The organism is Oceanobacillus halotolerans (genome assembly GCF_010993955.1).
Lineage (GTDB): Bacteria > Bacillota > Bacilli > Bacillales > Amphibacillaceae > Oceanibacillus_A > Oceanibacillus_A halotolerans.
Genome location: NZ_WIXL01000001.1, coordinates 1 through 24,230, shown reverse-complemented (window position 1 = coordinate 24,230; position 24,230 = coordinate 1). Strand labels below are relative to the sequence as shown.

The window sequence follows — 24,230 nt, the reverse complement described above, 5'->3', positions numbered from 1 at the left end:
CGTTTTCCATGAAAGGTATGGGAAATATGAATAACATGATGAAGCAAATGCAAAAAATGCAAAAGAAAATGATGAAAGCACAAGAAGAATTACATGAAATGACATTTGAAGCATCTGCAGGTGGTGGCATGGTGACCGTTGTTGCAAATGGAAAAAAAGAAATTACGGATGTGCAAATTAAGGAAGAAGTAGTCGATCCAGATGATATCGAAATGCTTCAAGACTTAATTTTAACGGCAACTAATGATGTTATTAAACAAATTGAAGATAAAACAAATGATACAATGGGGCAATTTACGAAAGGATTAAATATGCCTGGAATGTTCTAGGGGGAACGTTTGATGTATTATCCAGAACCGATTTCCAAACTGATCGACAGTTTTACAAAATTGCCAGGAATCGGACCAAAAACGGCTGTTCGTCTGGCTTTTTTTGTTTTAAATATGAAAGATGACGATGTGATGGATTTTGCCAATTCACTCGTTAATGCAAAACGTGAATTAACACATTGCTCGACCTGTGGCCATATTACAGATAAGGATCCATGTGCCATTTGTCAGGATGATACACGAGATGGATCGATTATTTGTGTCGTACAGGATCCGAAAGATGTGATTGCTATGGAAAAAATGAAGGAATTTAATGGGAAGTATCATGTTCTCCATGGTGCAATTTCGCCAATGGATGGGATTGGACCAGAGGATATCAATGTTCCCGATTTAATTAACCGATTAAAAGAAGAAGATGTGAATGAATTAATCTTAGCTACAAATCCTAATATTGAAGGGGAAGCAACCGCAATGTATATATCACGTCTCGTCAAACCATCTGGTATTAAGACAACACGTATTGCACATGGTTTGCCTGTTGGCGGAGACTTGGAATATGCGGATGAAGTGACGTTATCAAAGGCGTTAGAGGGTAGGAGAGACTTATAAAAGATAGGTGAGGTCATGGCTAGAAAAAAGAAAAAGAAGCAGGAAACGGATGAACAGCTGTTAGAAGCCATCTTTACCACTGAGCAGGAATGGAAACAATTAGAAGCCTTATTAGAAAAAAGTATAGAACCAACAATAGATGGTTACAATCAAGTGGCCATTGCGCAGGCTAAATATATGTTTCTATTACGGGAAGCACGACATCGTAAGATTAGTGCAATCGGTTACCGTTAGTAAAATAAATAGTTTCATATACTACAAGATAAGGAGTGTTTTGCTCCTTGTCTTTTTTATATAACTTTTTTGAATACTAACGGTGGATACAGTATGTTTTCTGTAACGAACCCCGCGGAAAGCGTAGTGTATTTCCGTAGCTGTATTCATAAGCTAAACTACTGCGTATAATCCATCTAATGTGCATGATGTTTCATACTAGAAAGCAACAATTTTTTAGAAAACAGCCTAACTTTTAATTTATTTAATAATAAGAATTTCTGGATAAAATGTTACTCGCAATAATCCCTGAATGTAAATCATAAATGAAAGGGTTTTTTAATGAAACAACACTATATTATTATTGTTGCGCTTTTGTCTTTAATGGTGTCTTGTTCTTCCAACGATGAGACAGAGGATAGGACATATACTGCTGAATCAGATCATTGGTACGGTGAAATAAATCTTAAAATCTATGATCCTTCAGAAAGTATATCTGAAAGTGCACACCTATCTCTTTATTATAATGGAAGCTCAACAGGATCATTTAATTATTTAGTTCGTCCTGAGTGAATCATGAGACAGGGAGTGGACAAATCCCTCTAGATGGTAATGCGTGGGAAAAGACGTTTAACAATTATCGTTTTCTCGCTGGTTATGAGTCATCTCAACAATTTATATTAGAGGTAAATTGGTCAGAGGATGGGGAAAAATGGAAAGAAGTATTACGTTTTGAAGAGGAAAATGAGACAAATTAATGCTGAAAGTTCATGTTTACAGTTCTTTTTCTTTGTTCTCTATCATATGTACTAGTAAAGGGACAAGTTAGAGGAGTGTTAAAAATGAGCTCTACAGTTGTAATATCCATTATGGTTGCACTTATTGTCTTATTGTTATTTGTCGGTGCACCAGTTAAACCAATGAAGTTTATCGCACAAGGAACAGTAAAGTTAGGAATCGGCATTTTATTTCTATTTTTCTTTAATGTATTTGGTGGTGCAATTGGATTGCATATTCCGATCAATCTTTTTACAGCTGTGATATCTGGATTTTTAGGGTTATTTGGGGTTGCATCATTAGCGGCAATTCATATGTTCATTATTCCCTAAACGTAGGCCGAGATACCAAATGTGGTTCTCGGTTTTTTTGTTTACACGTAAGGAAAGCTTCCCACGTAAAAGAAAAACGAACCCATTCCTAAGAACAAGCGAATGGGAGTGATTCTAATCATTCAAACAAGGCTATTTACATATAATACAGTAAGATCTTTTAGATTATAAGATTTTCATGTATATAGATCGTTAGATTAGGAGATACTAACTAACGGAGGTGGAAAAATGGAATTTATGGAACGTTGCGGGATATGTGAAGAGGAAAAGGAAAGAGGAATTCATTTGTATAAATTATTTATTTGTTGTGACTGTGAGCGAAATATAATCCAAACAGAGCCAAGAGAGGAAAAATATAATTATTATCTACAAAAATTAAAAAATATGAATCAACCAACCATGTATTCATAACATTAGAGAAAAGTCTTTGCTAAAAAATGCAAGGGCTTTTTTAAATGGTTTATTAATCTGTATTATTCTAACTATTTATATCACCTTGACTGATTCAAGAAAAAAGGAAAAAAATAATAACGTTTTTTCTGAAAATGCAAATTAAAAATTCTCTTTGTCCTGTTTATAGAGTCTATTTTAAAATTATTGTTTAGAAGTGCATTTGCAAATTGACTTGTGAATAACTGTACCTAAACAAACGGGTGCTTATCTATAAGAAAGATAAGCACCCTTTTATTACTAATTGAAGTATAGGGGCAACAATAAGCAAGATAACTTTTTGTGTAAAAGTTAAATATAAGATGGCCCTTGAATCAACTGATGATTATGAAACGGTTTTGGTTTATAATGATGATAATAAAAGTTAGGAGGTAGTTGAATGAGTACAAAAGAAGAAGTTATAAAAATTATTAAAGACCTACCTAATGATGTAACTTTAGAGGATATTATTAAGAAACTTTCTGTTAAAGAGAAGATTGAAAAAGGGTTGAACCAACTTAATGATGGAGAGTATTATTCTCATGATAAAGTGAAGGAAAAATTTGCTAAATGGCTGAAATAAGATGGTCAAAATTAGCCGTTAGTGATTTTGAGGATATCATTTCTTATATCTCTATAGACTCTGAAGAGAATGCCAGATTATTTGTCTTTAGAATTATTGATTCTGTTGAAACAATGGCTATATTCCCATACTCAGGTAGGATTGTACCCGAATTAAATAATGAATTAATCAGAGAGAAATTTTTCAATAATTATCGAATAATTTATAGAATAAAAGAAAATGTGATGGAAGTTGCCCGCGTTCTTCATAGCGATAGAGAATTACCAGAATTAGAATTAAATGAATAACATCATGACTATGGATTATGGTTATGATGTTATTTTGTTATATTAGTCAATTAAACCATACCAAACATTGAAGTGTTTTTCTTTTTAGAAAGGTCAACTGTCAAGAAATATATTACAATAGCAAAAACGCCATAACACTTATGTTCTAAGCCTTATTTTTACACTGCGAAAGTTGAGTTACTTAAAAACAGTAACAACACTTTTGACCTTTTTAATGGCAAAAACGGTAGCTTTCACGAATTTATATTAATACTTGGCAAACACATTATTTTCGCATACTCTAAATAGATGAATAAATTGTTAAACCACAAAAGGAATGAAATAATATGAATCAGGAAAAAATGCCTCTTTTTGAGAAAATGAACCAATTCCAACAACAACAACCTATTTCGTTTCATGTACCTGGTCACAAAAATGGAAACATCCTTCCTTCTGCTGCAAAACAGATGTATGAAAACATTCTATCACTTGACGTAACAGAGCTACCGGGACTAGATGATTTGCATGCACCACAGGGTGTCATTGCGGAAGCCGAATCATTAGCAGCATCCTATTTCAGAACAGATCATACTTTCTTCTTAGTAAATGGAACGACAGCAGGCAATCTTGCGATGATATTAGCTACGTGTCAGGCAAATGATAAAGTGATTGTCCAGCGGAATAGTCATAAGTCTATTATGCATGGATTGGAATTAAGTGGTGCTAGACCTATCTTTATTTCCCCAATATTTGATAAAGCTGTCGATAGGTATACTACACCATCAGTAGAAACGATCGAACAAGCTCTAAAAGTTCATCCTGATGCTAAGGCTGTTCTTCTTACATACCCAGATTATTATGGGGAAACGTACAACCTTGGTGATATGATTCAAGTAGCTCATTCCTATCAAATTCCAGTATTAGTGGATGAAGCACATGGTGTTCATTTTTCAATCAGTGATTTATTTCCCCCATCCTCGATTGAACTTGGTGCTGATATTGTTGTTCAATCGGCACATAAAATGGCTCCAGCGATGACAATGGGTTCATTCTTGCATGTAAATTCTACCCTTGTATCACAAGAACGAGTAGCTTATTATTTACAAATGATTCAATCAAGCAGTCCATCCTATCCGATTATGGCTTCGTTAGATATTGCTCGTGCCTATTTAGCAACACGAACGAAAGAAGACCTAGATTACGTAATGGATAGTGTAACTAGGGTAAAGAACATTTTCCAAAAATCCCAGCACTGGAAAGTGATCCATTCTGCGGATCCTTTAAAACTGACACTACATATAAAAGATGGTGTTTCTTGTGAGGATGCTGCTCATTTTTTTGAGCAAGAAGGAATTCATCCAGAACTAGTTACCCATAATCAAATCCTGTTCATTCATGGATTAGCACCATTTGATAAGGTAAAGCAGTTAGAAAATGCCGTAAAAAGCGTAAATGATCAATTAAAAAATAGACTTGATCATGATACAATAGAATTATCGAATCTTTTTATCAAACCGATGCAAGAATTAGCCCTGTCTTATCATACAATAAATAAACATGAGATTGTTCAAAAGTCCTTTTATGAGGCAATTGGCGATATTGCAGCAGAAGCCGTAATCCCGTATCCTCCAGGTATTCCAATAATACTAAAAGGAGAGGTTATTACGCATGAACAGATTGGTTTTCTAGAACAATTAATAGATAAAGGTATTACTATTCAACATCGTGATATAAACAATGGATTACGTGTTTTGAAGTAAGGAGAAAAATGACGTGACTGGATACTTTATTACATTAGAAGGTGGAGAAGGCGCAGGAAAAACATCAGCCCTTTATACACTAGCAAAAAGACTGAAAAAAATGGGTTATGATGTCATTGCAACAAGAGAACCAGGTGGCATCGAAATAGCAGAGAAAATACGGCAGGTCATTCTAGATCCGGATCATACGGAAATGGATGGTCGAACAGAAGCATTATTATACGCAGCAGCACGAAGACAGCATTTGGTAGAGCGAATTATTCCTGCATTACAAAACGGACAAATTGTCTTGTGCGACCGCTTTATTGATAGTAGTTTAGCTTATCAAGGATATGCAAGAGGGTTGGGAATGGATGAAGTCTATGCCATCAATCAATTTGCCATTCAGGATAAAATGCCAGATTTAACGTTATTACTAGATATAGAACCAGAAAAGGGATTACAGCGTATTGCTGATAATCAATCTCGTGAGCGTAATCGGCTTGATATGGAAAAAATCTCATTTCATCAACAAGTCTATGAAGCATATCAACAATTAAAGGATAAATTTCCTACTAGAATTAGAACGATACAAGCAAATCAAGATAAAGAAAAAGTAGAAGCAGCTGCTATGGATGCGATTTTATCATTAATAAAGGAGTAAGGGAGGGAGAAGCATGAAGTTAATTATAGCTGTTGTCCAAGATAAAGATTCCAATCGTTTAGTGGATGCATTAGGGGAAGAAAATTTTAAAACAACAAAACTTGCAACAACGGGTGGATTCTTAAAAGAAGGGAATACAACACTTATGATTGGTTGTGAGGATCAATATGTTGATGAAGCATTGGATGTTATACGAGATAATTGCTCACAACGTGAACAAATGGTAGCACCGATTTCACCAATGGGAGGGAATGCAGACTCATACATTCCAAAACCAGTTAAAGTAGAAGTAGGTGGAGCTACAGTATTCATTCTACCAATCGAATCATTTTATCAATTTTAAAGCAAAGCACTTTTCACATAATTGGTCGTAATCAAGTGTCATAATTTTGAGCTATTTTCGAAGAGATTGTTGCTTTCTAGCATGAAACGACATGCATATAAGATGGGTTATACGCAGTAGTTTTAACATGTTTCCTTATTATTCTTTATAGGATGAGTGATAAACCACCGCAGCGGAAAACACTCGCTTTCCTCGGGGAACGCTTCAGCCTCCTCGCGAGCAAAGTACGCTCGCTGTGGGGTCTTCAGACTGTTCCTTTTCCCGTAGGAGTCTCGCATTTTCCGCTGCTTTGAATAGTTTTCTAAATTAAAAATACACAATATTGACAATGTCTATCATTCGCTTCGAGCAACTGTTATATTGTCAATTGTAATGATAAAAACGAGGGTAGCACAACTTAGCGGAGGAAAAACACGAAGACTCCTGCGGGAAGTAGGAGATCGGTGAGACCCCACAGGACGCTAGTCCGAGGAGGCTGAGGCCGTGCCTGCGGTAAAGAAGACACTGTGAAAACGAAAAGTTTGAACAGATGTCGCACTTATACCCATGGTGAAAGCGACTGTCCGTAGCGGAAATCAATGCACAACTTTACTGCGCATCATATAGTTTATGTGCAGTAAAAGACAATCATTATGCGGTATAATATACGACGTAACCTTACAGGGAGCATATTTTAAAAGAAGGGGCTGAGTTGATGAAAATTAATAAAGAAATGCTTTCCAATATGGAAAAGACCACGAAACCTAACCAAAATACGGCAACAAAACAATCGTTTGATCACATCATTCAGTCCCAAACGAAAAAAATGCAACAACAAGAACTACAGCAGCTAATGAAACATATTACCGCGCAAGGGGATAAATTAGCACGCTCCCGTACCATGCAAGACTTAGTTAAGTTCAAACGAATGGTGAAGGGATTTTTAAAAGAAACAGTTTCCAATGGATTAGATCTTCATCAATCACATAGTTTTGGCATGACTGGTCAAAATCGTAAATTAACCATTGTAAAAGAAGTAGACAATAAGTTAATTGAATTAACCGAAGAAGTGATGAATCAAGAAAGAAAAACAGTAAACCTCTTAGGACTTATTGACGAAGTAAGAGGATTACTGGTTAATTTATATACTTAAAAATAGGGTGTGGACCGATGCAGACATTCTCAGAAATCGCGGAAATTCAACCATTAGCGAGCAGGATTATTACAAATAGTATTCAAAAGAGCCGTGTTTCCCATGCCTATTTATTGCAAGGTGAGCGTGGTACAGGGAAAGAGGCAATTGCATTATTAATTGCGAAACGCGTATTTTGTGAGCAGCCAGATGGAGTAGAGCCATGCAATCATTGTACAAATTGCAAACGAATTCTGTCTGGGAATCATCCAGACGTTCATATCATTGAACCAGATGGACAATCCATTAAAAAAGAACAAATTGAATACTTGCAAAAAGAATTTACGTATTCTGGTGTCGAATCATCGCAAAAAGTGTACATCGTAAAAAATGCGGATACATTAACGGTTAATGCTGCAAACCGTATCTTAAAATTTTTAGAAGAACCGAGTAAACAAACCACCGCCATTATGCTAACAGATAATAGTCAATCGATTATTCCAACTGTTCGTTCACGATGCCAAGTGATTGACTTGCAACCACTCAGTTCGGATCGTTTTCAAGAACAGTTATTACATGCTGGAATGAGTCAAGCTCATGCACGTCTAATGAGTGCACTAACCAATAATGTAGAAGAAGCACTTCATTGGAATGAGGGTGAGTGGTTTGCAGAAGCACGAAAAGTAATGATACAATTGATAGAAATAGTTACATCTAAGCCAAATGATGTATTTTTATTTATTCATCACAATTGGTTAACCCATTTTAGTGAACGAAACCAGCAAGAGCAAGGATTGGATTTGCTTTTATTAGCTTTTAAAGATATTCTTTATTACCATTTAGATTATAAAGATGCAATGGTAGTCTTTGAAGAACAGGATGAAAAATTAAAGCAAGCTGCTTTAACGTTCTCCCCTGAAAAACTTCTTTCCATTTTACAAGCCATCTTAGAAGCAAAGCAAAAATTAAAGCAAAATATCCATCCAACATTAGTGATGGAGCAGCTCACACTTCATATACAGAGGTGATAGATATTGATAAAAGTTATAGGTGTCCGTTTTAAAAAAGCGGGTAAAATATATTATTTTGATCCAGGCGATTATGCTGTTTCAATAGATAGCTACGTTATTGTGGAAACAGTACGTGGTATTGAGTTTGGAAAAGTGGTAATTGCTAAAAAGCAAGTCGATGAAGAGGATGTTGTCCTCCCATTGAAAAAGGTTCTTCGCATCGCTACTGAAAAAGATAGAATTACAGTAGCAGAAAATCAAGAGCAAGCAAAAAAAGCATTTGATATCTGTACAACGAAAATCAGTGATCATAACCTTGATATGAATTTGGTTGATGTCGAATATACCTTTGATCGTAATAAAATTATTTTTTATTTTACAGCGGATGGTCGTGTTGACTTTCGTAATTTAGTAAAGGATTTAGCAGCATTGTTCAAAACCCGAATTGAGTTAAGACAAATTGGTGTTCGAGATGAAGCGAAAATGCTAGGTGGTATTGGTCCTTGTGGTAGAATGTTGTGTTGTTCGACATTTTTAGGGGACTTTGAGCCAGTATCCATTAAAATGGCTAAAGATCAAAACCTCTCGTTAAATCCAGCAAAAATTTCTGGGTTATGTGGTCGGTTAATGTGCTGTTTAAAATATGAGAATGATGACTATGAAAATGCAAAGCGTGAATTGCCAGATTTAGGCGAATCGGTAAAAACCCCATATGGACAGGGAAAAGTAGTCGGACTAAATATTCTCGAGAGACTGATCCAAATTGAAATTCCAGAAAAAGAGCGTGTGATTGAATATACATTAGATGAACTAATTGAAGAAGGTATTATTACAGCACAAGCCACAAAATAGTGGGGTGAGTAGGCTTGAACAAACGGGAAATGATTAACCAATTATCGGATATGGAACGGAAATTAGGGGAGCTATACGAGCAGCTTGGCGACGTAAAAGGAAAGTTAGGCAACCTCTTAGAAGAAAACCATCGACTTTCGGTGGAAAATCATCATTTGCGTAATCGTTTGAATACTACTCAAGAAAAGGAAGATTCGGAGGACCCTCCAGCAAAAAAGCCAGTAAAGGAAATACCTGGTGAGGGCTATGATAATTTGGCAAGGCTGTATGAAGAAGGATTTCATATTTGTAATGTCCATTTTGGTAGTCCGAGAGAGGATAAGGATTGTTTATTTTGCCTAGAGTTTTTAAATAAATCAAAGTAACGATGTAATGAATGGCTGTCCTTTTACAGGGCAGCCATTGTTACATCAGAAAGGAATTAACAAGATGGTACAGCTTTATGAGGATGAACGACTGGATTATTTATTAGCAGAAAAAGGAATGCAAATTATCCAAAGTCCATCTGTGTTTGCTTTTTCATTGGATGCTGTTTTATTAGCTGATTTTGTATCTGTTCCTATTAAAAAAGGTAAGATGTTAGATTTATGTACAGGTAATGGGGTCATCCCGCTTCTATTATCCAGAAGATCGAATGCGACCATTACAGGTGTGGAAATTCAAGAACGATTAGTGGATATGGCACGGAGAAGTGTGGCATTAAACGAGTTGGAAGGTCAAATAGACATGCTCCATCATGATCTAAATACGGTAAAGCTTGATCAAAGTAGCTATGATGTTGTGACCTGTAATCCACCATATTTTTCAACGCCGTCGAAAAGAGAGTATAACCAAAATGATTATCTCACTATTGCAAGGCATGAAGTGTATGCTACTTTAGAAGATGTCGTAAGGGTTAGCAAGCGTTATGTGAAGCCTGGAGGCAAGGTAGCCATGGTACATCGTCCAGGTAGATTGGTTGATATAATATCTTTATTTCGCCAGTATAAATTAGAGCCCAAACGGATGCAGTTAATATATCCAAAAAAAGGAAAAGAAGCAAATATGTTACTTATGGAAGGGATTCGAGATGGGAAAGCTGATTTAAAGGTCCTTCCTCCCCTTTATATATATGAAGAGGATGGAACATATACGAAGGAGGCAGAAACCATTATCTATGGAAACTAACACACATATTGTCTATATGTTAAAATGTAGCGATAATTCACTTTATACAGGGTATACAACTGATTTAGAACGCCGTGTGAAAATGCATGAAGAAGGAAAGGGTGCTAAATATACAAGAGGTCGTGGACCATTTCAAGTTGTTTATGTAGAATCCTTTCCAACAAAAGAAGAAGCACTACAGAAAGAGTATGAAATAAAACAACAACCACGAAAAGAAAAAGTACGACTGATTCGGGATAAGCTGAAAGAAGTGATGCAATATGAACAATCAGAAAAGCTTTAGTGAGCATGAAGTTGGGACACTATATGTTGTCCCAACCCCAATTGGCAATTTAGCAGATATTACATATCGTGCAGTAGACACATTAAAACATGTTGCGTTTATTGCAGCAGAGGATACTAGAAATACGAAAAAGCTGCTTAACCATTTTGCCATTTCTACCCCACTTATTAGTTACCATGATCATAATAAGCTTCAACGAGAGGACTCTATGATTGAACGACTAGCAAAGGGTGACTCTATTGCAATCGTAAGTGATGCTGGTATGCCAGGTATTTCGGATCCAGGATATGAGTTAATTCAACGTACCATTCAAGAGGACATGCCTGTTGTTGTATTACCTGGTGCAAATGCAGCCTTATGTAGTTTGATTGGCTCTGGGTTACCAACTGGTGAATTCCACTTTTATGGGTTTTTGCCCCGAAAGAAAAAGGAAAAGGAAGAAGAATTAGATCGATTGAACCCAATTCGTGCAACCTTACTCTTTTATGAATCCCCCTATCGCATTAAAGATACTTTACAAGCAATCAGGCAAGTATTAGGGAATCGACAAGTTGTGATTGCCAGGGAATTAACCAAACGTTTTGAGGAGTATACAAGAGGTACTGTTGAAGAAGTATTAAGTTGGATAAGTGATAAGGAAATTAAGGGAGAATGTTGTATCGTTGTAGAAGGACAAACGGAAGAAGTACTTCCAGAAACATCGTTATGGTGGAGTCACTTAAGTATTTTAGAACATGTAAACCATTATATAGAAAAAGATAATATAAAAAGCAAGGAAGCTATTAAAAAGGTAGCAGCTGATCGAAAACTACCAAAGCGGGATGTCTATCAAATCTATCATGTAGATTCATCATGATGTATACAGGATAGAACGAAGAAATAGTGTCTACAATGGTTAAAGAAGTAGAAATGTTTCAATAATGGAATTTTTACAGTAAAATCGCTACAATAGAAAAAGAACTATTTGTGAAGAGACCTGAGGAGGATTTACATATGGCGAATGAGAAAAAGACGTTTTATATAACGACACCGATTTATTATCCAAGTGGTAATTTACACATTGGACATGCTTATTCTACTGTTGCTGGGGATGCGATTGCACGGTATAAACGCATGCGCGGCTATGATGTGATGTATTTAACAGGTACGGATGAACATGGTCAAAAGATTCAACGAAAAGCAGAAGAAAAAGGGATGAAACCACAAGAATATGTAGATGAGATTGTTAGTGGGATAAAAGAGTTATGGAAAAAGTTGAAGATCACGAACGATGATTTCATTCGTACAACGGAGGAACGCCATAAAAAGATAGCCGCTGATATTTTTGAAAGGTTATTACAAAAAGGAGATATTTACTTAGATGAGTATGAAGGATGGTATTGTACTTCAGATGAATCTTTCTTCACGGAGCGCCAACTAGAGGATGGTCATTGTCCAGATTGTGGTGGTCCAGTTGAAAAAGTAAAAGAGGAATCATACTTCTTCAAAATGAGTAAGTATGTCGATCGCTTGTTAGCATACTATGAGGAAAATCCAGAATTTATACAACCAGAAAGCCGAAAAAATGAAATGTTAAATAACTTCATTAAACCAGGCTTAGAGGACTTAGCGGTATCCCGAACAACCTTTGACTGGGGGATCAAGATACCAAGTGATCCGAAGCATGTTATTTATGTATGGATCGATGCATTGAGTAATTATATTACAGCATTAGGATATGGTACAGATAATGATCAGAAGTATCAAAAATATTGGCCTGCAGATGTCCATTTAATGAGTAAAGAAATTGTTCGATTCCATACCATTTATTGGCCAATTATGTTGATGGCATTGGATGAGCCATTACCGAAGAAGGTATTTGCGCATGGTTGGATTTTAATGAAGGATGGGAAAATGTCCAAATCAAAAGGGAATGTCGTTGATCCAATGAGCCTTGTTGACCGTTATGGTCTTGATGCACTACGTTATTATCTACTACGTGAAGTGCCATTTGGTTCAGACGGTGTGTTTACCCCAGAAGGATTTGTGGAGCGGACGAACTATGACTTAGCCAATGACTTAGGAAATCTATTGAATCGTACGGTAGCGATGATTAAGAAATATTTTGATGGTGATATTCCTGCCTTTACAAGTGGGGAGACGGAAGTAGATCAATCATTAGAAGCATTTGCTGAAGAAACAATTAAAAACGTAGAAGATGCAATGGAAAATATGCAATTCTCTGTTGCGTTATCTTCATTATGGCAGTTTGTTAGTCGTTCCAATAAATATATTGATCAAACAGAGCCGTGGGTTTTAGCTAAGGACGAAACGAAAAAAGAACGCTTAGGAAATGTTATGGCACATCTTGCGGAGTCATTACGTAAAATTTCGATTATGATTCAACCATTCTTAACCGAAGCACCTAGTGAGATCTTTAGACAATTAGGAATTACGGATGAATCGCTAAAAGAATGGGATAGCGTACATGAAAATGGAGTTATTCAAGCAGGTACAAAGGTTCAAAAAGGTGATCCTATTTTCCCTAGACTAGATGTGGATAAAGAAGTAGAAACGATTAAGGCAATGATGCAAAATCCTGCTCAAGAAAAGAAGGAAGAAAAAGCTGCTTCGATTCCAGATCAAAAAGAGGAAATCGTTTTTGATGACTTTATGAAACTAGATATGCGTGTAGCAGAAGTGATAAAAGCCGAAAAGATGAAGAAAGCAGATAAACTGTTGAGATTCCAATTAGATGTAGGAACTGATAAACGGCAAGTGATTTCAGGGATCGCCGAACACTATGACCCAGAAGAACTTGTTGGAAGAAAAGTCATTTGTGTAACCAACTTAAAACCAGTAAAACTACGTGGGGAAATGTCAGAGGGTATGATTCTTTGTGGTGAGGATGAGAATGGTAACCTATCACTAACCTCTGTAGAACAAGACTTACCAAACGGATCTGTTGTAAAATAAGCCTGATTTCTTTGTTGTTTTATAATGTCGCACTTATGCCCCTGGTGAAAGCGTAGTGTTTTTTGTAGCGGTAATTTAAATAAAAAATGCTACACATTCATCTTGCTTATGTGAATGCAACCATTATTTTTAAAAAGTGATAAGGTCAGCTCGGAAGGGAGTATGGCCTTTTCCTATATAAGGAGTGGATAAAGTGTTATTTGATACGCATGTACATATGAATGCGAGACAGTTTTTTGAGGATCGAGAAGAGACAATTCAACGTGCATTTGATGCAGCTGTACAATACATGGTAGTAGTCGGATTTGATCGGGAAACAATTCCATTAGCGATAGAAATAGCCGAACAATATGAAACAATTTATGCAGCGGTAGGCTGGCACCCAGTTGATGCAATTGATATGACAGATGATGACCTAGCCTGGATCGAAGAATTATCTTCTCATCCAAAAGTTGTTGCTATAGGTGAAATGGGGCTTGATTACCATTGGGATAAATCACCTAAAGCTGTACAAAAAGAAGTATTTCGTAAACAAATACACTTAGCGAAGAAAGTAAATATGCCAATAATCATTCATAATCGTGAGGCAACTGAGGATATAATTGCTATTTTAAAAGAGGAAAATGCAAAAGACGTTGGAGGAATTATGCATTGTTACAATGATTCTGTTCAATACGTCCAGGATTGCTTAGATATGAACTTTTATATTTCACTAGGTGGTCCAGTAACATTTAAAAATGCGACACATCCTAAGGAAGTTGCAGTAGAACTACCACTTGATCGATTACTAGTGGAAACAGATGCACCATTTCTAGCTCCTCACCCAAATCGAGGGAAACGAAATGAACCATCTTATGTGACATTGGTGGCAGAAAAAATAGCAGCACTACGTGGGATGGATTACGACGAATTATGTAAAAAAACGACAGAAAATGCGAAGGTCTTTTTTGGAATTGACTCCTAGTCAGAAGGTGAAATCTATATAAATTTATGAAGTTTTATACGATAAGAAAGGGATTGATTTACTATTCAGTCTCTTTTTTAATGCTTTAAATCCCCTTTATATCAGTGCTTCTAGCCTTGTATGAATCTTGGAACAACTTATGTAACCCAATTGTAATCTAATCGTAAACGGAATTCTTTTGACTTCACATATAGATCTCTATATAATCGAGTTCGATAAAGGAGGCAAGAAGCATGAAATTTATTTCAAAGCTATTGTCGAAACAGAAATTCGTTATTTCAGGTATTGGAGTCTTAGCATTAGTTGTTTTTTCTAGTATTGTCATTGTTCAAGCTTCTAAAGTAGAAGTAACACTTATTGACAACGGGGAAGCACAAACTGTGAAAACTGCTTCCGATACAGTAGAAGAGTTACTTAAGGAAGAGGGAATTGATGTTGGAGAACATGATGCAATCTCCCACGATCCAGAAGAACCAATTGAATCTGGGATGGAAATTGACTACAAAACAGCAAAGCAAGTTACGGTTACAATAGATGATGAAGAACAAGTATATTATACAACTGTTGATACAATTGAGGCATTCTTAAAAGAAAACAATCTTACAGTATCAGATTATGATGATGTATCCCATGATGTGACAGATGACATAGAAGATGGATTACAATTAACGATCGATAAGGCATTTGAAGTCACAATAAAAAATGGGACAAAAGAGAAATACAATGTATGGACAACAGGTGGAACAGTAAAAGAATTATTAGCTGAAGAAGAGATTAATATAGATGAAGATCTAGATAAAGTAGACCCAGGCCTTAAGAAAACCGTAAAACAAGATGATTTGATTAAAATTGTCCGTGTGGAAAAGGAAGAAGTTGAAGTGGAAGAAGCAGTTGCTTTTGAAACAGAACGAAAAAATGATGATTCAATCGAAAAAGGAAAAGAGCAGGTTATCACTCAAGGGCAAGAAGGAAAAGTCAAAAAGGTATACGAAATCACCAAGGAAAATGGTGAAGAAGTAAATCGCGAATTAGTGAAGGAAGAAGTTATTCAGGAAAGTAAAAATCGCGTTGTAGCTGTAGGAACAAAAGAACCGAAGCAAAATTTAAAAACCTTATCTAGCAGTAATTCGAATGAAAGTGGATCAGGCAAGACAATGACCATGCATGCAAGTGCATATACGGCATCATGTGGCGGTTGTTCTGGTTATACTGCAACAGGTATTAATTTAAAAGCAAACCCAAATAAAAAAGTAGTTGCAGTTGATCCAAACGTTATTCCACTTGGCTCAAGAGTATGGGTAGAAGGTTATGGGGAAGCAATTGCTGGTGACACTGGTGGAAATATAAATGGAAAACGTGTTGACTTACACTTTCCATCAAAGTCAGCTGCCTATAGCTTTGGAAGTAAAACAGTAAAAGTAAAAGTGTTAGATTAAACGGCAACAAAGACGTATAAATTATTAAAAAATACTCTTATCATGTTATAGTGATAAGAGTATTTTTCATTTTCTTGTTTTCTAAAAGATTGTTGCTTTAGGTATACAACCTTTTGGAAATATAAGATGAATGATGCGCAATAGTGTTAGCTATGAATACCGCTTCGGAAAAACACTTCGCTTTCACCAGGGGCATAAGTGCGACATCTGTTCAAACTACTGCGCTCAATATAAATTATGCGCGTCGTAATTGGTTATGTTGTTACTTTCAACGGTACTATAAAAACAGCCTAAAAGAAATGTGTATGAATAAGAACGAAAAGAGGAATAAAGCATTGAAGATAAAAGAAATTATAGTAGTGGAAGGGAAAGATGATACAGCCAAAATACAACTAGCTGTAGATGCGGATACCATAGAAACAAATGGTTCTGCCATCAATCAATCAACCATTAAGCAAATCCAACATGCCAAAGCAAAACGTGGCGTTATCATTTTTACAGACCCTGATTATCCAGGTAAGCGTATACGTCATATCATTGATCAGCATGTACCTGGTTGTAAACATGCTTTTTTAACTCGTGATAAAGCACGTGCTAAAAACCCAAATAATCAAAGCTTAGGGATTGAGCATGCATCTGTTCAAGCCATTCGCCAAGCTTTACATGATGTATATGAGTATAAGGATTTGGAAGAAAGTGATGTTACGAAAAAAGATCTTATTGAATACGGATTAATCGGAACTCCTCAAGCGAGCACCCGACGAGACCAGCTTGGTGAGTTATTGCAAATTGGACATACTAATGGAAAACAGTTATTAAAGCGGTTGACCATGTTCCAGATAAAAAAAAGGGAGCTGCAAGCAGCAATTAACCATATCATGCAGGAGGAATCTGATGAGCACTAAAAAATATATTGCCACACCGTATCGTACAAGGGAAATTCTCCAACGTTATAAGTTTTCCTTTAAAAAAAGCCTTGGCCAAAACTTTTTAGTTGATGTTAATATTTTAGAAAATATCATTCATCATGCTGGAATTACGAAACAAGCAGGTGCATTGGAAGTTGGTCCAGGTATTGGTGCGTTGACAGAACAATTAGCCATCCATGCAGATCGTGTAGTGGCGTTTGAAATTGATCAACGTTTGTTACCCATTTTGGATGATACATTAGATGGATATGAGAATATAACGATTTTGCATCAAGATATATTGGAAGCAGATGTTCATCAGATGATAAATAAGTACTTTGAAAAAGAGCAGCCAATTCATTTAGTAGCAAACCTACCTTATTATATTACAACACCTATATTAATGAAGTTATTACGAGAAAGGCTGCCTGTCACTAGTATAACGGTCATGATTCAAAAAGAGGTAGCAGATCGAATGGCAGCTAAACCAAATACAAAAAGCTATGGATCACTGAGTATAGCGGTACAATATTATACACAAGCAGAGGTGGTAATGCACGTCCCGAAAAGTGTCTTTATGCCACAACCAAATGTCGATTCAAGTGTTTTGCGACTTACGTTGAGAGATGAGCCGCCTGTTTCCGTAGAAAATGAGGATTATTTCTTTTCGCTAGTTCAAGCCTGTTTTGCACAACGACGAAAAACACTACGAAATAACTTAACGTCTTATTTTCAGGATGTATATGATAAGGAAATGATCACAAGGTTATTAGAGGAAATCGGCATTGATGGATCAAGACGTGGGGAATCTCTTGATATGCAAGAGTTTGCAACCTTAGCCAATAGGTTCTATAACGAGCAACGTTAATGTTTTTAAAAAGATAAGAATGTATAAAAAGTTGGCTTTATTTTGTTCATATACAGGAACAGCCACGTCCAGCTTCGAGCGATTGACGTCCTAGTGCCGATAGACATAAGGACGCACGAGTTTTCATCGGCCAGCGCCTACCTCCTCGAGGTCATAAGCCAATCCTCATTACGAGCAAAAAGCGCCACGTCGAGGCTTGGCTTATGCTTGGCAGATAAGAAAAACTTTCTTACTGCATAAGTGCAACTAAGGCTTTCTCCACTTGGCGACAAGCCAAGTTTTCTAATCGGGGGTGATCAAGGCGCTTCTAGCTTTTGTTCACTGACCATGATTCCCCAAGTGTAATATTCGTTTTCTAGCTGTTCGTACAGGATAAGTGGAACAACAGTGAAATCACTCACATAGGCTATGGTTAGGAGTTGTTTCCTCTTAATGCGAACAGTGAGGTGGCTTTATGAGCTTTCAAAAAGGAGAACTTGTGACACGGGTTTCATATGAACACGACATTCTTTTTCGCGTTGCTAGCGTAACAGGCGATATGGTGATCCTACATGGAGAAAATATACGTCTCGTTGCAGATGCTCCCATAAATGATTTAGTACGGATCAAAGAACGTGAATTAGCAAAAAGGAGAAAGAAAGTAAAAGAGCAAGAGGAATTTTCCTATCGTCTGTTTCGCCAGGATTATGAACTAATGAAAGAAAAAAGGGAATACCAGTCTTCAGAAGGGTACCACTATCCAACAAAATTTTTTCAAGTTCCAGCTAAAGTATTGCATTTAGACGGAGACAATATGTATTTACGGAAGTGTACCCATTTATATCAACGAATGGGGTTAGAGGTTCATGGTGTACATTCGCATGAAAAAGAGATGCCAACAAAAATTGGCCCTTTGATTGATGAGATTCGACCTAATATTATTGTGATTACAGGACATGACTCATTTTCTAAAAATAAAGGCATAAAAAGTGACCTTCGTGCTTATCGTCATTCAAAATATTTTGCGGAAACTGTTCAAGAAGCACGTAAAAGAATTCCTAGTTTAGATGAACTTGTTATTTTTGCTGGTGCTTGTCAATCTCACTTTGAATCACTCATTCGAGCTGGAGCAAATTTTGCTAGCTCTCCACATCGTATCAATATTCATGCATTAGATCCTGTTTATATAGCTGCTAAAATTGCTTATACACCATTTATGGAAAAAGTAAGTGTTTGGGATGCGCTACGAAACACGTTAACAGGAGAAAAAGGTATGGGTGGCATTGAAACAAAAGGTTTATTACGTACTGGAATTCCCTATACAGAGGAGAATAAGGAAGATTCATAACATAAAAAGCTCGCCGAATTTGGCGAGTTTTTTAGCACGTTAGGAAAGCATAAAATTTTAGCTAAGAAGTATACTCGATGCTGCTAAAATGTCCGAAGTAGAAAAACTAACATATTCGCTAAAGGACGAGCGAATGCGAGTTTTTCTAAAAAGGTAAGAAAGTATAAAAAGTTGGCCTCATTACGTCTTATATAGGAAAGGCCACGTCCAGCTCCAGCGCCTACCCCTCGAGGTCATAAGTCAATCCACATTACGCGCAAAAAACGCCACGTCGAGCCTTGGCATATGCTTGGCAGATAAGAAAAACTTTCTTACTGCATAAGGCTTTCGCCACTTGGCGACAAGCCAAGTTTTCTAATCGGGGGTGATCAAGGCGCTTCTAGCTTTTGTTCGCTCTTTTCTTATTTCGTTGTTGTTTTAACGTCACATCACCTATACATTGCAAAAATGCGCAGCTGATTTTTGCCTGGACAAAGCACTCAATCCTAAAAATGAGAAAAGATCAAACTTTCAATACGTCGCATGTCGCATTGTATATCAAAATTGCAAAAGTAATAATGAAACAGGATTTCAAGAAATAAGCTATTTTTTTGAAAGCGTATTCATTTTTTTACAATTATCATACATAATTTGTTAACAATTTGTAATAATAATGGTGAAACATAAGAAAAGTGATTGACATGAAAAAACCTATACTGTTATAATTAAAAGTTTCATTTGACCATGGAACGAACATATGTTATAGTATATGTAGTGAGGTGGGGTATAGTGGCTAAAACATTAATCGAAATTAAGCAAGGTCTTGAATGCCATATCGGCAAACGATTGCGGTTAAAGGCAAATGGTGGAAGAAGAAAGACAATTGAACGATCTGGCGTATTAGCAGAAACATATCCTTCTGTTTTTATTGTAGAGCTAGATCAAGATGAAAATGCATTCGAACGTGTTTCGTACAGCTATGCAGACGTTTTAACAGAGACAGTTGAATTAAGCTTTGTGGATGATGGACCAAAAGCAGTTGCTGTGGAGTAGTGAACAGATGTTTGCTGCTTCTATTTTTATATAAAATTAACTGAATAATCACAATAATATTTCACCATTCTGATTTTATTGGAAGGATTTAACTTAATATACAAAAAGAAGGACACACAAATCCAATAGGTAATAAATCAGTACACCAGTTATAATATACAAAAGATAATTTTTATATACAAGTGTCTTAACAGAGAACTCTATTCTACATGTGGTATATGCCATAATATGAGATGGTGCACACTATCTACAAATAATATACAAATTTTAATGCTTAAGTTATTTCCTATTATGTCTACATATTACACGGTTAATCTCTTGTATTAATCATATTCTAAAAATGTCGTAAAACAATTCTCTTTGAAAGGAGTTGTTTCTTTCATGGCCCGAAGACGTGGTATCATGTCTCACCAGATGAAAGAGGAAATTGCCAAAGAATTAGGATTTTACGACACAGTCCAACAAGAAGGTTGGGGTGGCATTAGGTCACGTGATGCAGGAAACATGGTTAAACGAGCGATTGAAATAGCAGAGGAACGATTAGGACAAAAATAACAAACCAGATGTATGGGGCTGTCGAAAATTCGGCAGCTCCTTTTTAAAAGGAAGTATAAAAGTTGGCCTCATTATTGTCTTATATAGGAAAGGCCACGTCCAGCTTCGAGCGATTGACGTCCTAGTGCCGATAGACATAAGGACGCACGAGTTTTCATCGGCCAGCGCCTACCTCCTCGAGGTCATAAGACAATCCTTTTTGTGGCAAAAAACGCCACGACGAGGCTTGGCTTATGCTTGGCAGATAAGAAACTACTTACTGCATAAGTAATTAAGGCTTTCGCCACTTGGCGAAAAGCCAAGTTTTCTAACCGGGGGTGATCAAGGCGCTTCTAGCCTTTGTTCCACGTTAGGAAAGTATAAAATTTTAGCCAAGAAGTGGACTCGACGTGCTAAAATTTTAATGTCCCAAGTATAAGAAAAACGAACACATTCGCTAAAGGACGAGCGAATGCGAGTTTTTCTGATTTGGTAAGAAAGTTGTTTTCTCAGCATCAGACTCTATATAAATCTCGACGTAACAGGTACACCCGATTCCGCTCTAGTCAGTCGCCTTTTTCTCATTCAATGGAGGTTGGGTGCTTCGTTCGTTACAGCAGAATACTCCACTTTCAGGAGGAAGTCACGCTAAAGTTATGTCATATTTATATTACCTGTTAGATAAAACTCCTCAATCAAAATGAGGTGTTGCAATATAGATCGGTAAAATATGTTAGATTAAGTACCGCACATCAATAGTCGGCCAAATTGAACGACCGATACTAAACACAATTAGGTAACGAACTGAATGTCGTTCCACTTTATGATACAATTTAAGTCAGATTAGATAAGTGGGTGACGGTAATGGTTCTATTAGAGAAAGCATTAGCGAAAATCACCCTTTCGCTAGATGTACTTCATAAGCGTGAGGATGGTTTTCATGAAGTGGAAATGATTATGACAACCGTTGATTTAGCCGATCGAATTGAATTATATCCGTTAAAACAAAAAAGGATAGAAGTTACCGCTGATAATCAATATGTTCCAAATGATGAGCGTAATTTGGCATATAAAGCTGCTGACTTACTAAAACGTACCTACCAAATTGATACAGGGGTTGGAATTAATATTCAAAAACATATCCCAGTATCAGCAGGGTTAGGAGGAGGAAGTAGTGATGCAGCTGCGGTTTTACGTGCTCTAAATCGTTTATGGGCATTAGATTTAAACAAGGAAGAGTTAGCTGCACTTGGCGCATCTATTGGCTCAGATGTTCCTTTTTGTGTGTATAGTACAACTGCATTAGCTAAAGGACGTGGAGAAAAATTAAGTATGTTACCAGCACCACCTCCTTGTTGGGTTATATTAGCAAAACCAAATATTGGTGTTTCCACACGAACTATTTTCCCACAGTTGAATTTAGCCAATATCGTTCACCCAAATACACGGGATGTTGTGAAGGCTATAAAGAAGAAAGACTTTCCAAGCCTTTCTCGACAAGTTGGAAATGTATTGGAAACTGTTACATTAAACCAATATCCAGAAGCAAAACGGATTAAGGAAAAAATGATTCAATATGGTGCCTCAGGAGTTTCCATGAGTGGAAGTGGGCCGACAATATTTGGTTTAGTTGAACATCGTAGTAAAGCACATCGAATATATAATGGATTACGAGGGTTTTGCCATGAAGTAAAGCTGGTCCGTTTGTTAGGTCATGAATAACACTTGCCTAAACCCGTATAATAATGGTATATTCAGTAATAAATATTCGGTTTTGAGGTGGGAACATGAAACGAAGTGACCGTTTAGTTGCTTTAACAAATTATTTTATTTCAAACCCTCGTCAGCACACATCCTTGCCTTATTTCACAACTAAGTTTGATGCTGCCAAGTCTTCTTTAAGCGAGGATTTAGATATTATTGATCAACGATTTAGAGAAGAGGGTTTAGGGTATCTTCATCGTATTTCAGGTGCTGGTGGTGGTGTAGAATATATTCCATCACATGATGAAGAAGCGAGTCTTATCTTTATTGACCAACTATGTGATATGTTAGCCGATTCCTCACGAATACTTCCTGGTGGGTACATTTATATGAGCGATATACTCGGTAATCCGAAAACAGTCCGTCAAATTGGTCATGTTTTTGCTTCGGTTTTTTCTGAGATGGAAATTGATGCAGTTGTGACAGTAGCCACAAAAGGGATTCCTTTAGCATATGCAGTTGCTTCTTTCTTAAATGTCCCAGTGGTGATTGTTCGAAGGGATCCAAAAGTAACAGAGGGTTCTTCTGTTAGCATAAATTACGTTTCCGGCTCATCACGTAAAATTCAAACGATGGTACTTCCAAAACGTAGCCTAAAAGAAGGTACTAATGTTTGTATCATTGATGACTTTATGCAAGCTGGTGGAACAATTACAGGGATTACTAGTTTATTAAAAGAATTTCAAGCAAATGTACAAGCTATAGGAGTGTTAGCGGAAGCGGATGACGAAGAGGATGAGCGAATTGTCCATGATTATACATCATTAATCAAAATCCATAATTTAATGAGTCAAGACAACATACAAGTTAGCAGAGGAAGCTTTCAATCACACAAAAATTAAAGACTGTTTTCTAAGTAACTTTCTCAAGTATACATCTTGAGTTTTACCTCGTAACTTATCGTTCCGGCACCTGGTGAAAGCAAAATGTTTTTCTGTAGCGGTAATTTAAGCTAATTGTTACTGCGCATTATAAAAATGTTGCGACGTTAATAAACAGCAAAGAATACAAAAAGAGCCAAATGAAACAACTTATCCATATAATCTTTCTGAAAAGGAGGAAGATTTTATTTTTTTGTATTTTTTTACAAAAAAGTTGAATTTTTTTTAATTTTAAGCAGGAATTTTCAATCTTTTGTTGAATACTGATATTAAGCTAAAAGGGAAAAGGTGGTGAAACATCATGGAAGTTACTGACGTTAGATTACGCCGCGTAAATACAGATGGGAGAATGCGAGCAATTGCTTCGATTACATTGGACCAAGAATTTGTTGTACATGATATCCGTGTAATTGATGGAAACAACGGTTTGTTTGTAGCAATGCCTTCCAAGCGTACTCCAGACGGCGAATTCAGAGATATTGCACATCCGATTAATTCCAATACCCGTGGTAAAATTCAGGATGCAGTATTGGAAGAATATCACCGTGCAGGTGAAGCCGAAGTGGAATATGAAGAAGCAGGTGCTTCTTAAACAATGGACAACAAGAGGTCTAATCTTCTATGGATTAGCCTTCTTTTTTTGCGAAATTCTAAAAGATTATTGCTTTCAGGTATGAAACATCATGCATATAAGATGTATAATACGCAATAAATTAGCGCCGTTGATTTCCACTTCGGACAGTCGCTTTCCGCGGACAACGCTTCAGCTTCCTCGGAAGCAAAAACCGCTTCCTGTGGGATCTTCAGCTGTTGTTTTTTCCGCAGGAGTCGACTGTCCTACGCTCCAATCAACT

30 protein-coding genes are annotated in these 24,230 nt (G+C 36.6%); all 30 read left to right on the top strand.

Annotated elements, in window-relative coordinates; all coding sequences use genetic code 11:
- The first annotated feature begins 8 nt into the window (after nucleotides 1-8).
- The 30 genes from GHC26_RS00150 to spoVG all read left to right on the top strand — a co-directional run bounded on the left by GHC26_RS00150 (nucleotide 9) and on the right by spoVG (nucleotide 23,968).
- Entirely contained in the window at nucleotides 9-329 is a 321-nt protein-coding gene (locus GHC26_RS00150; RefSeq protein ID WP_163969245.1) for a YbaB/EbfC family nucleoid-associated protein, read from the top strand.
- Nucleotides 330-341: 12 nt separating this feature from the next.
- Nucleotides 342-938 (top strand): recombination mediator RecR, encoded by a 597-nt coding sequence (recR, locus tag GHC26_RS00145; protein ID WP_163969244.1) that lies wholly within the window; start codon nucleotides 342-344, stop codon nucleotides 936-938.
- A 15-nt stretch (nucleotides 939-953) separates the two neighbouring features.
- Entirely contained in the window at nucleotides 954-1,172 is a 219-nt protein-coding gene (locus GHC26_RS00140; RefSeq protein WP_163969243.1) for a YaaL family protein, read from the top strand.
- A 321-nt stretch (nucleotides 1,173-1,493) separates the two neighbouring features.
- Nucleotides 1,494-1,724, top strand: a complete 231-nt coding sequence (locus GHC26_RS00135; RefSeq protein ID WP_163969242.1) for a hypothetical protein — start codon at nucleotides 1,494-1,496, stop codon at nucleotides 1,722-1,724.
- Nucleotides 1,721-1,909: a hypothetical protein gene (locus tag GHC26_RS00130; protein ID WP_163969241.1), complete on the top strand. Its 189-nt coding sequence runs from the start codon at nucleotides 1,721-1,723 to the stop codon at nucleotides 1,907-1,909. The genes GHC26_RS00135 and GHC26_RS00130 overlap by 4 nt, the downstream gene beginning before the upstream one ends.
- Before the next feature lie 84 nt (nucleotides 1,910-1,993).
- A complete protein-coding gene (locus GHC26_RS00125) occupies nucleotides 1,994-2,260 on the top strand; it encodes a pro-sigmaK processing inhibitor BofA family protein (protein WP_163969240.1) in 267 nt (88 codons plus the stop codon).
- 228 nt (nucleotides 2,261-2,488) lie between these two features.
- A complete protein-coding gene (locus tag GHC26_RS00120) occupies nucleotides 2,489-2,671 on the top strand; it encodes a sigma factor G inhibitor Gin (RefSeq protein WP_163969239.1) in 183 nt (60 codons plus the stop codon).
- A gap of 418 nt (nucleotides 2,672-3,089) precedes the next feature.
- Nucleotides 3,090-3,272, top strand: a complete 183-nt coding sequence (locus tag GHC26_RS00115; RefSeq protein WP_163969238.1) for a hypothetical protein — start codon at nucleotides 3,090-3,092, stop codon at nucleotides 3,270-3,272.
- On the top strand, nucleotides 3,260-3,559 hold the full coding sequence (locus GHC26_RS00110; protein ID WP_163969237.1) for a type II toxin-antitoxin system RelE/ParE family toxin: 300 nt from the start codon (nucleotides 3,260-3,262) through the stop codon (nucleotides 3,557-3,559). Before GHC26_RS00115 ends, GHC26_RS00110 begins: the two co-directional genes overlap by 13 nt.
- 326 nt (nucleotides 3,560-3,885) lie before the next feature.
- Nucleotides 3,886-5,298: an aminotransferase class I/II-fold pyridoxal phosphate-dependent enzyme gene (locus GHC26_RS00105; RefSeq protein WP_163969236.1), complete on the top strand. Its 1,413-nt coding sequence runs from the start codon at nucleotides 3,886-3,888 to the stop codon at nucleotides 5,296-5,298.
- Nucleotides 5,299-5,311: 13 nt separating this feature from the next.
- Nucleotides 5,312-5,941, top strand: a complete 630-nt coding sequence (tmk, locus tag GHC26_RS00100; RefSeq protein WP_163969235.1) for a dTMP kinase — start codon at nucleotides 5,312-5,314, stop codon at nucleotides 5,939-5,941.
- A 13-nt stretch (nucleotides 5,942-5,954) separates the two neighbouring features.
- On the top strand, nucleotides 5,955-6,284 hold the full coding sequence (locus tag GHC26_RS00095) for a cyclic-di-AMP receptor (RefSeq protein WP_163969234.1): 330 nt from the start codon (nucleotides 5,955-5,957) through the stop codon (nucleotides 6,282-6,284).
- A 694-nt stretch (nucleotides 6,285-6,978) separates the two neighbouring features.
- A complete protein-coding gene (locus tag GHC26_RS00090; protein ID WP_163969233.1) occupies nucleotides 6,979-7,416 on the top strand; it encodes a YaaR family protein in 438 nt (145 codons plus the stop codon).
- Between the two features lie 17 nt (nucleotides 7,417-7,433).
- A complete protein-coding gene (holB, locus tag GHC26_RS00085) occupies nucleotides 7,434-8,423 on the top strand; it encodes a DNA polymerase III subunit delta' (RefSeq protein WP_163969232.1) in 990 nt (329 codons plus the stop codon).
- Nucleotides 8,424-8,429: 6 nt separating this feature from the next.
- The gene (locus tag GHC26_RS00080; protein ID WP_163969231.1) at nucleotides 8,430-9,257 is read left to right on the top strand and encodes a PSP1 domain-containing protein; all 828 of its coding nucleotides are present in this window, start codon (nucleotides 8,430-8,432) and stop codon (nucleotides 9,255-9,257) included.
- Between the two features lie 14 nt (nucleotides 9,258-9,271).
- Nucleotides 9,272-9,622: a DNA replication initiation control protein YabA gene (gene yabA / locus GHC26_RS00075; protein WP_163969230.1), complete on the top strand. Its 351-nt coding sequence runs from the start codon at nucleotides 9,272-9,274 to the stop codon at nucleotides 9,620-9,622.
- Between the two features lie 64 nt (nucleotides 9,623-9,686).
- Complete coding sequence (locus GHC26_RS00070) at nucleotides 9,687-10,424, top strand: tRNA1(Val) (adenine(37)-N6)-methyltransferase (protein WP_163969741.1); 738 nt, start codon at nucleotides 9,687-9,689, stop codon at nucleotides 10,422-10,424.
- The gene (locus GHC26_RS00065) at nucleotides 10,414-10,707 is read left to right on the top strand and encodes a GIY-YIG nuclease family protein (RefSeq protein WP_163969229.1); all 294 of its coding nucleotides are present in this window, start codon (nucleotides 10,414-10,416) and stop codon (nucleotides 10,705-10,707) included. The genes GHC26_RS00070 and GHC26_RS00065 overlap by 11 nt, the downstream gene beginning before the upstream one ends.
- Nucleotides 10,685-11,563, top strand: coding sequence for a 16S rRNA (cytidine(1402)-2'-O)-methyltransferase (rsmI, locus tag GHC26_RS00060; RefSeq protein ID WP_163969228.1), 879 nt, complete (start codon nucleotides 10,685-10,687; stop codon nucleotides 11,561-11,563). The genes GHC26_RS00065 and rsmI overlap by 23 nt, the downstream gene beginning before the upstream one ends.
- A 137-nt stretch (nucleotides 11,564-11,700) precedes the next feature.
- Complete coding sequence (gene metG, locus GHC26_RS00055) at nucleotides 11,701-13,662, top strand: methionine--tRNA ligase (RefSeq protein ID WP_163969227.1); 1,962 nt, start codon at nucleotides 11,701-11,703, stop codon at nucleotides 13,660-13,662.
- A 193-nt stretch (nucleotides 13,663-13,855) separates the two neighbouring features.
- Complete coding sequence (locus GHC26_RS00050) at nucleotides 13,856-14,626, top strand: TatD family hydrolase (RefSeq protein WP_163969226.1); 771 nt, start codon at nucleotides 13,856-13,858, stop codon at nucleotides 14,624-14,626.
- A 233-nt stretch (nucleotides 14,627-14,859) separates the two neighbouring features.
- Nucleotides 14,860-16,062: a G5 and 3D domain-containing protein gene (locus GHC26_RS00045; RefSeq protein ID WP_163969225.1), complete on the top strand. Its 1,203-nt coding sequence runs from the start codon at nucleotides 14,860-14,862 to the stop codon at nucleotides 16,060-16,062.
- 335 nt (nucleotides 16,063-16,397) lie between these two features.
- Complete coding sequence (gene rnmV / locus GHC26_RS00040) at nucleotides 16,398-16,967, top strand: ribonuclease M5 (RefSeq protein ID WP_163969224.1); 570 nt, start codon at nucleotides 16,398-16,400, stop codon at nucleotides 16,965-16,967.
- A complete protein-coding gene (gene rsmA, locus GHC26_RS00035) occupies nucleotides 16,957-17,838 on the top strand; it encodes a 16S rRNA (adenine(1518)-N(6)/adenine(1519)-N(6))-dimethyltransferase RsmA (protein WP_163969223.1) in 882 nt (293 codons plus the stop codon). The genes rnmV and rsmA overlap by 11 nt, the downstream gene beginning before the upstream one ends.
- A gap of 454 nt (nucleotides 17,839-18,292) precedes the next feature.
- Nucleotides 18,293-19,165, top strand: a complete 873-nt coding sequence (yabG, locus tag GHC26_RS00030) for a sporulation peptidase YabG (RefSeq protein WP_163969222.1) — start codon at nucleotides 18,293-18,295, stop codon at nucleotides 19,163-19,165.
- Nucleotides 19,166-19,933: 768 nt separating this feature from the next.
- Nucleotides 19,934-20,197, top strand: coding sequence for a biofilm formation stimulator Veg (gene veg, locus GHC26_RS00025; protein WP_163969221.1), 264 nt, complete (start codon nucleotides 19,934-19,936; stop codon nucleotides 20,195-20,197).
- 381 nt (nucleotides 20,198-20,578) lie between these two features.
- The gene (locus GHC26_RS00020; RefSeq protein WP_163969220.1) at nucleotides 20,579-20,752 is read left to right on the top strand and encodes a small, acid-soluble spore protein, alpha/beta type; all 174 of its coding nucleotides are present in this window, start codon (nucleotides 20,579-20,581) and stop codon (nucleotides 20,750-20,752) included.
- An 843-nt stretch (nucleotides 20,753-21,595) separates the two neighbouring features.
- Nucleotides 21,596-22,453, top strand: coding sequence for a 4-(cytidine 5'-diphospho)-2-C-methyl-D-erythritol kinase (gene ispE / locus GHC26_RS00015; protein WP_163969219.1), 858 nt, complete (start codon nucleotides 21,596-21,598; stop codon nucleotides 22,451-22,453).
- 65 nt (nucleotides 22,454-22,518) lie between these two features.
- Nucleotides 22,519-23,337, top strand: a complete 819-nt coding sequence (gene purR / locus GHC26_RS00010) for a pur operon repressor (protein ID WP_163969218.1) — start codon at nucleotides 22,519-22,521, stop codon at nucleotides 23,335-23,337.
- Nucleotides 23,338-23,677: 340 nt separating this feature from the next.
- Nucleotides 23,678-23,968 (top strand): septation regulator SpoVG, encoded by a 291-nt coding sequence (spoVG, locus tag GHC26_RS00005; protein WP_163969217.1) that lies wholly within the window; start codon nucleotides 23,678-23,680, stop codon nucleotides 23,966-23,968.
- Nucleotides 23,969-24,230 lie beyond the last annotated feature (262 nt).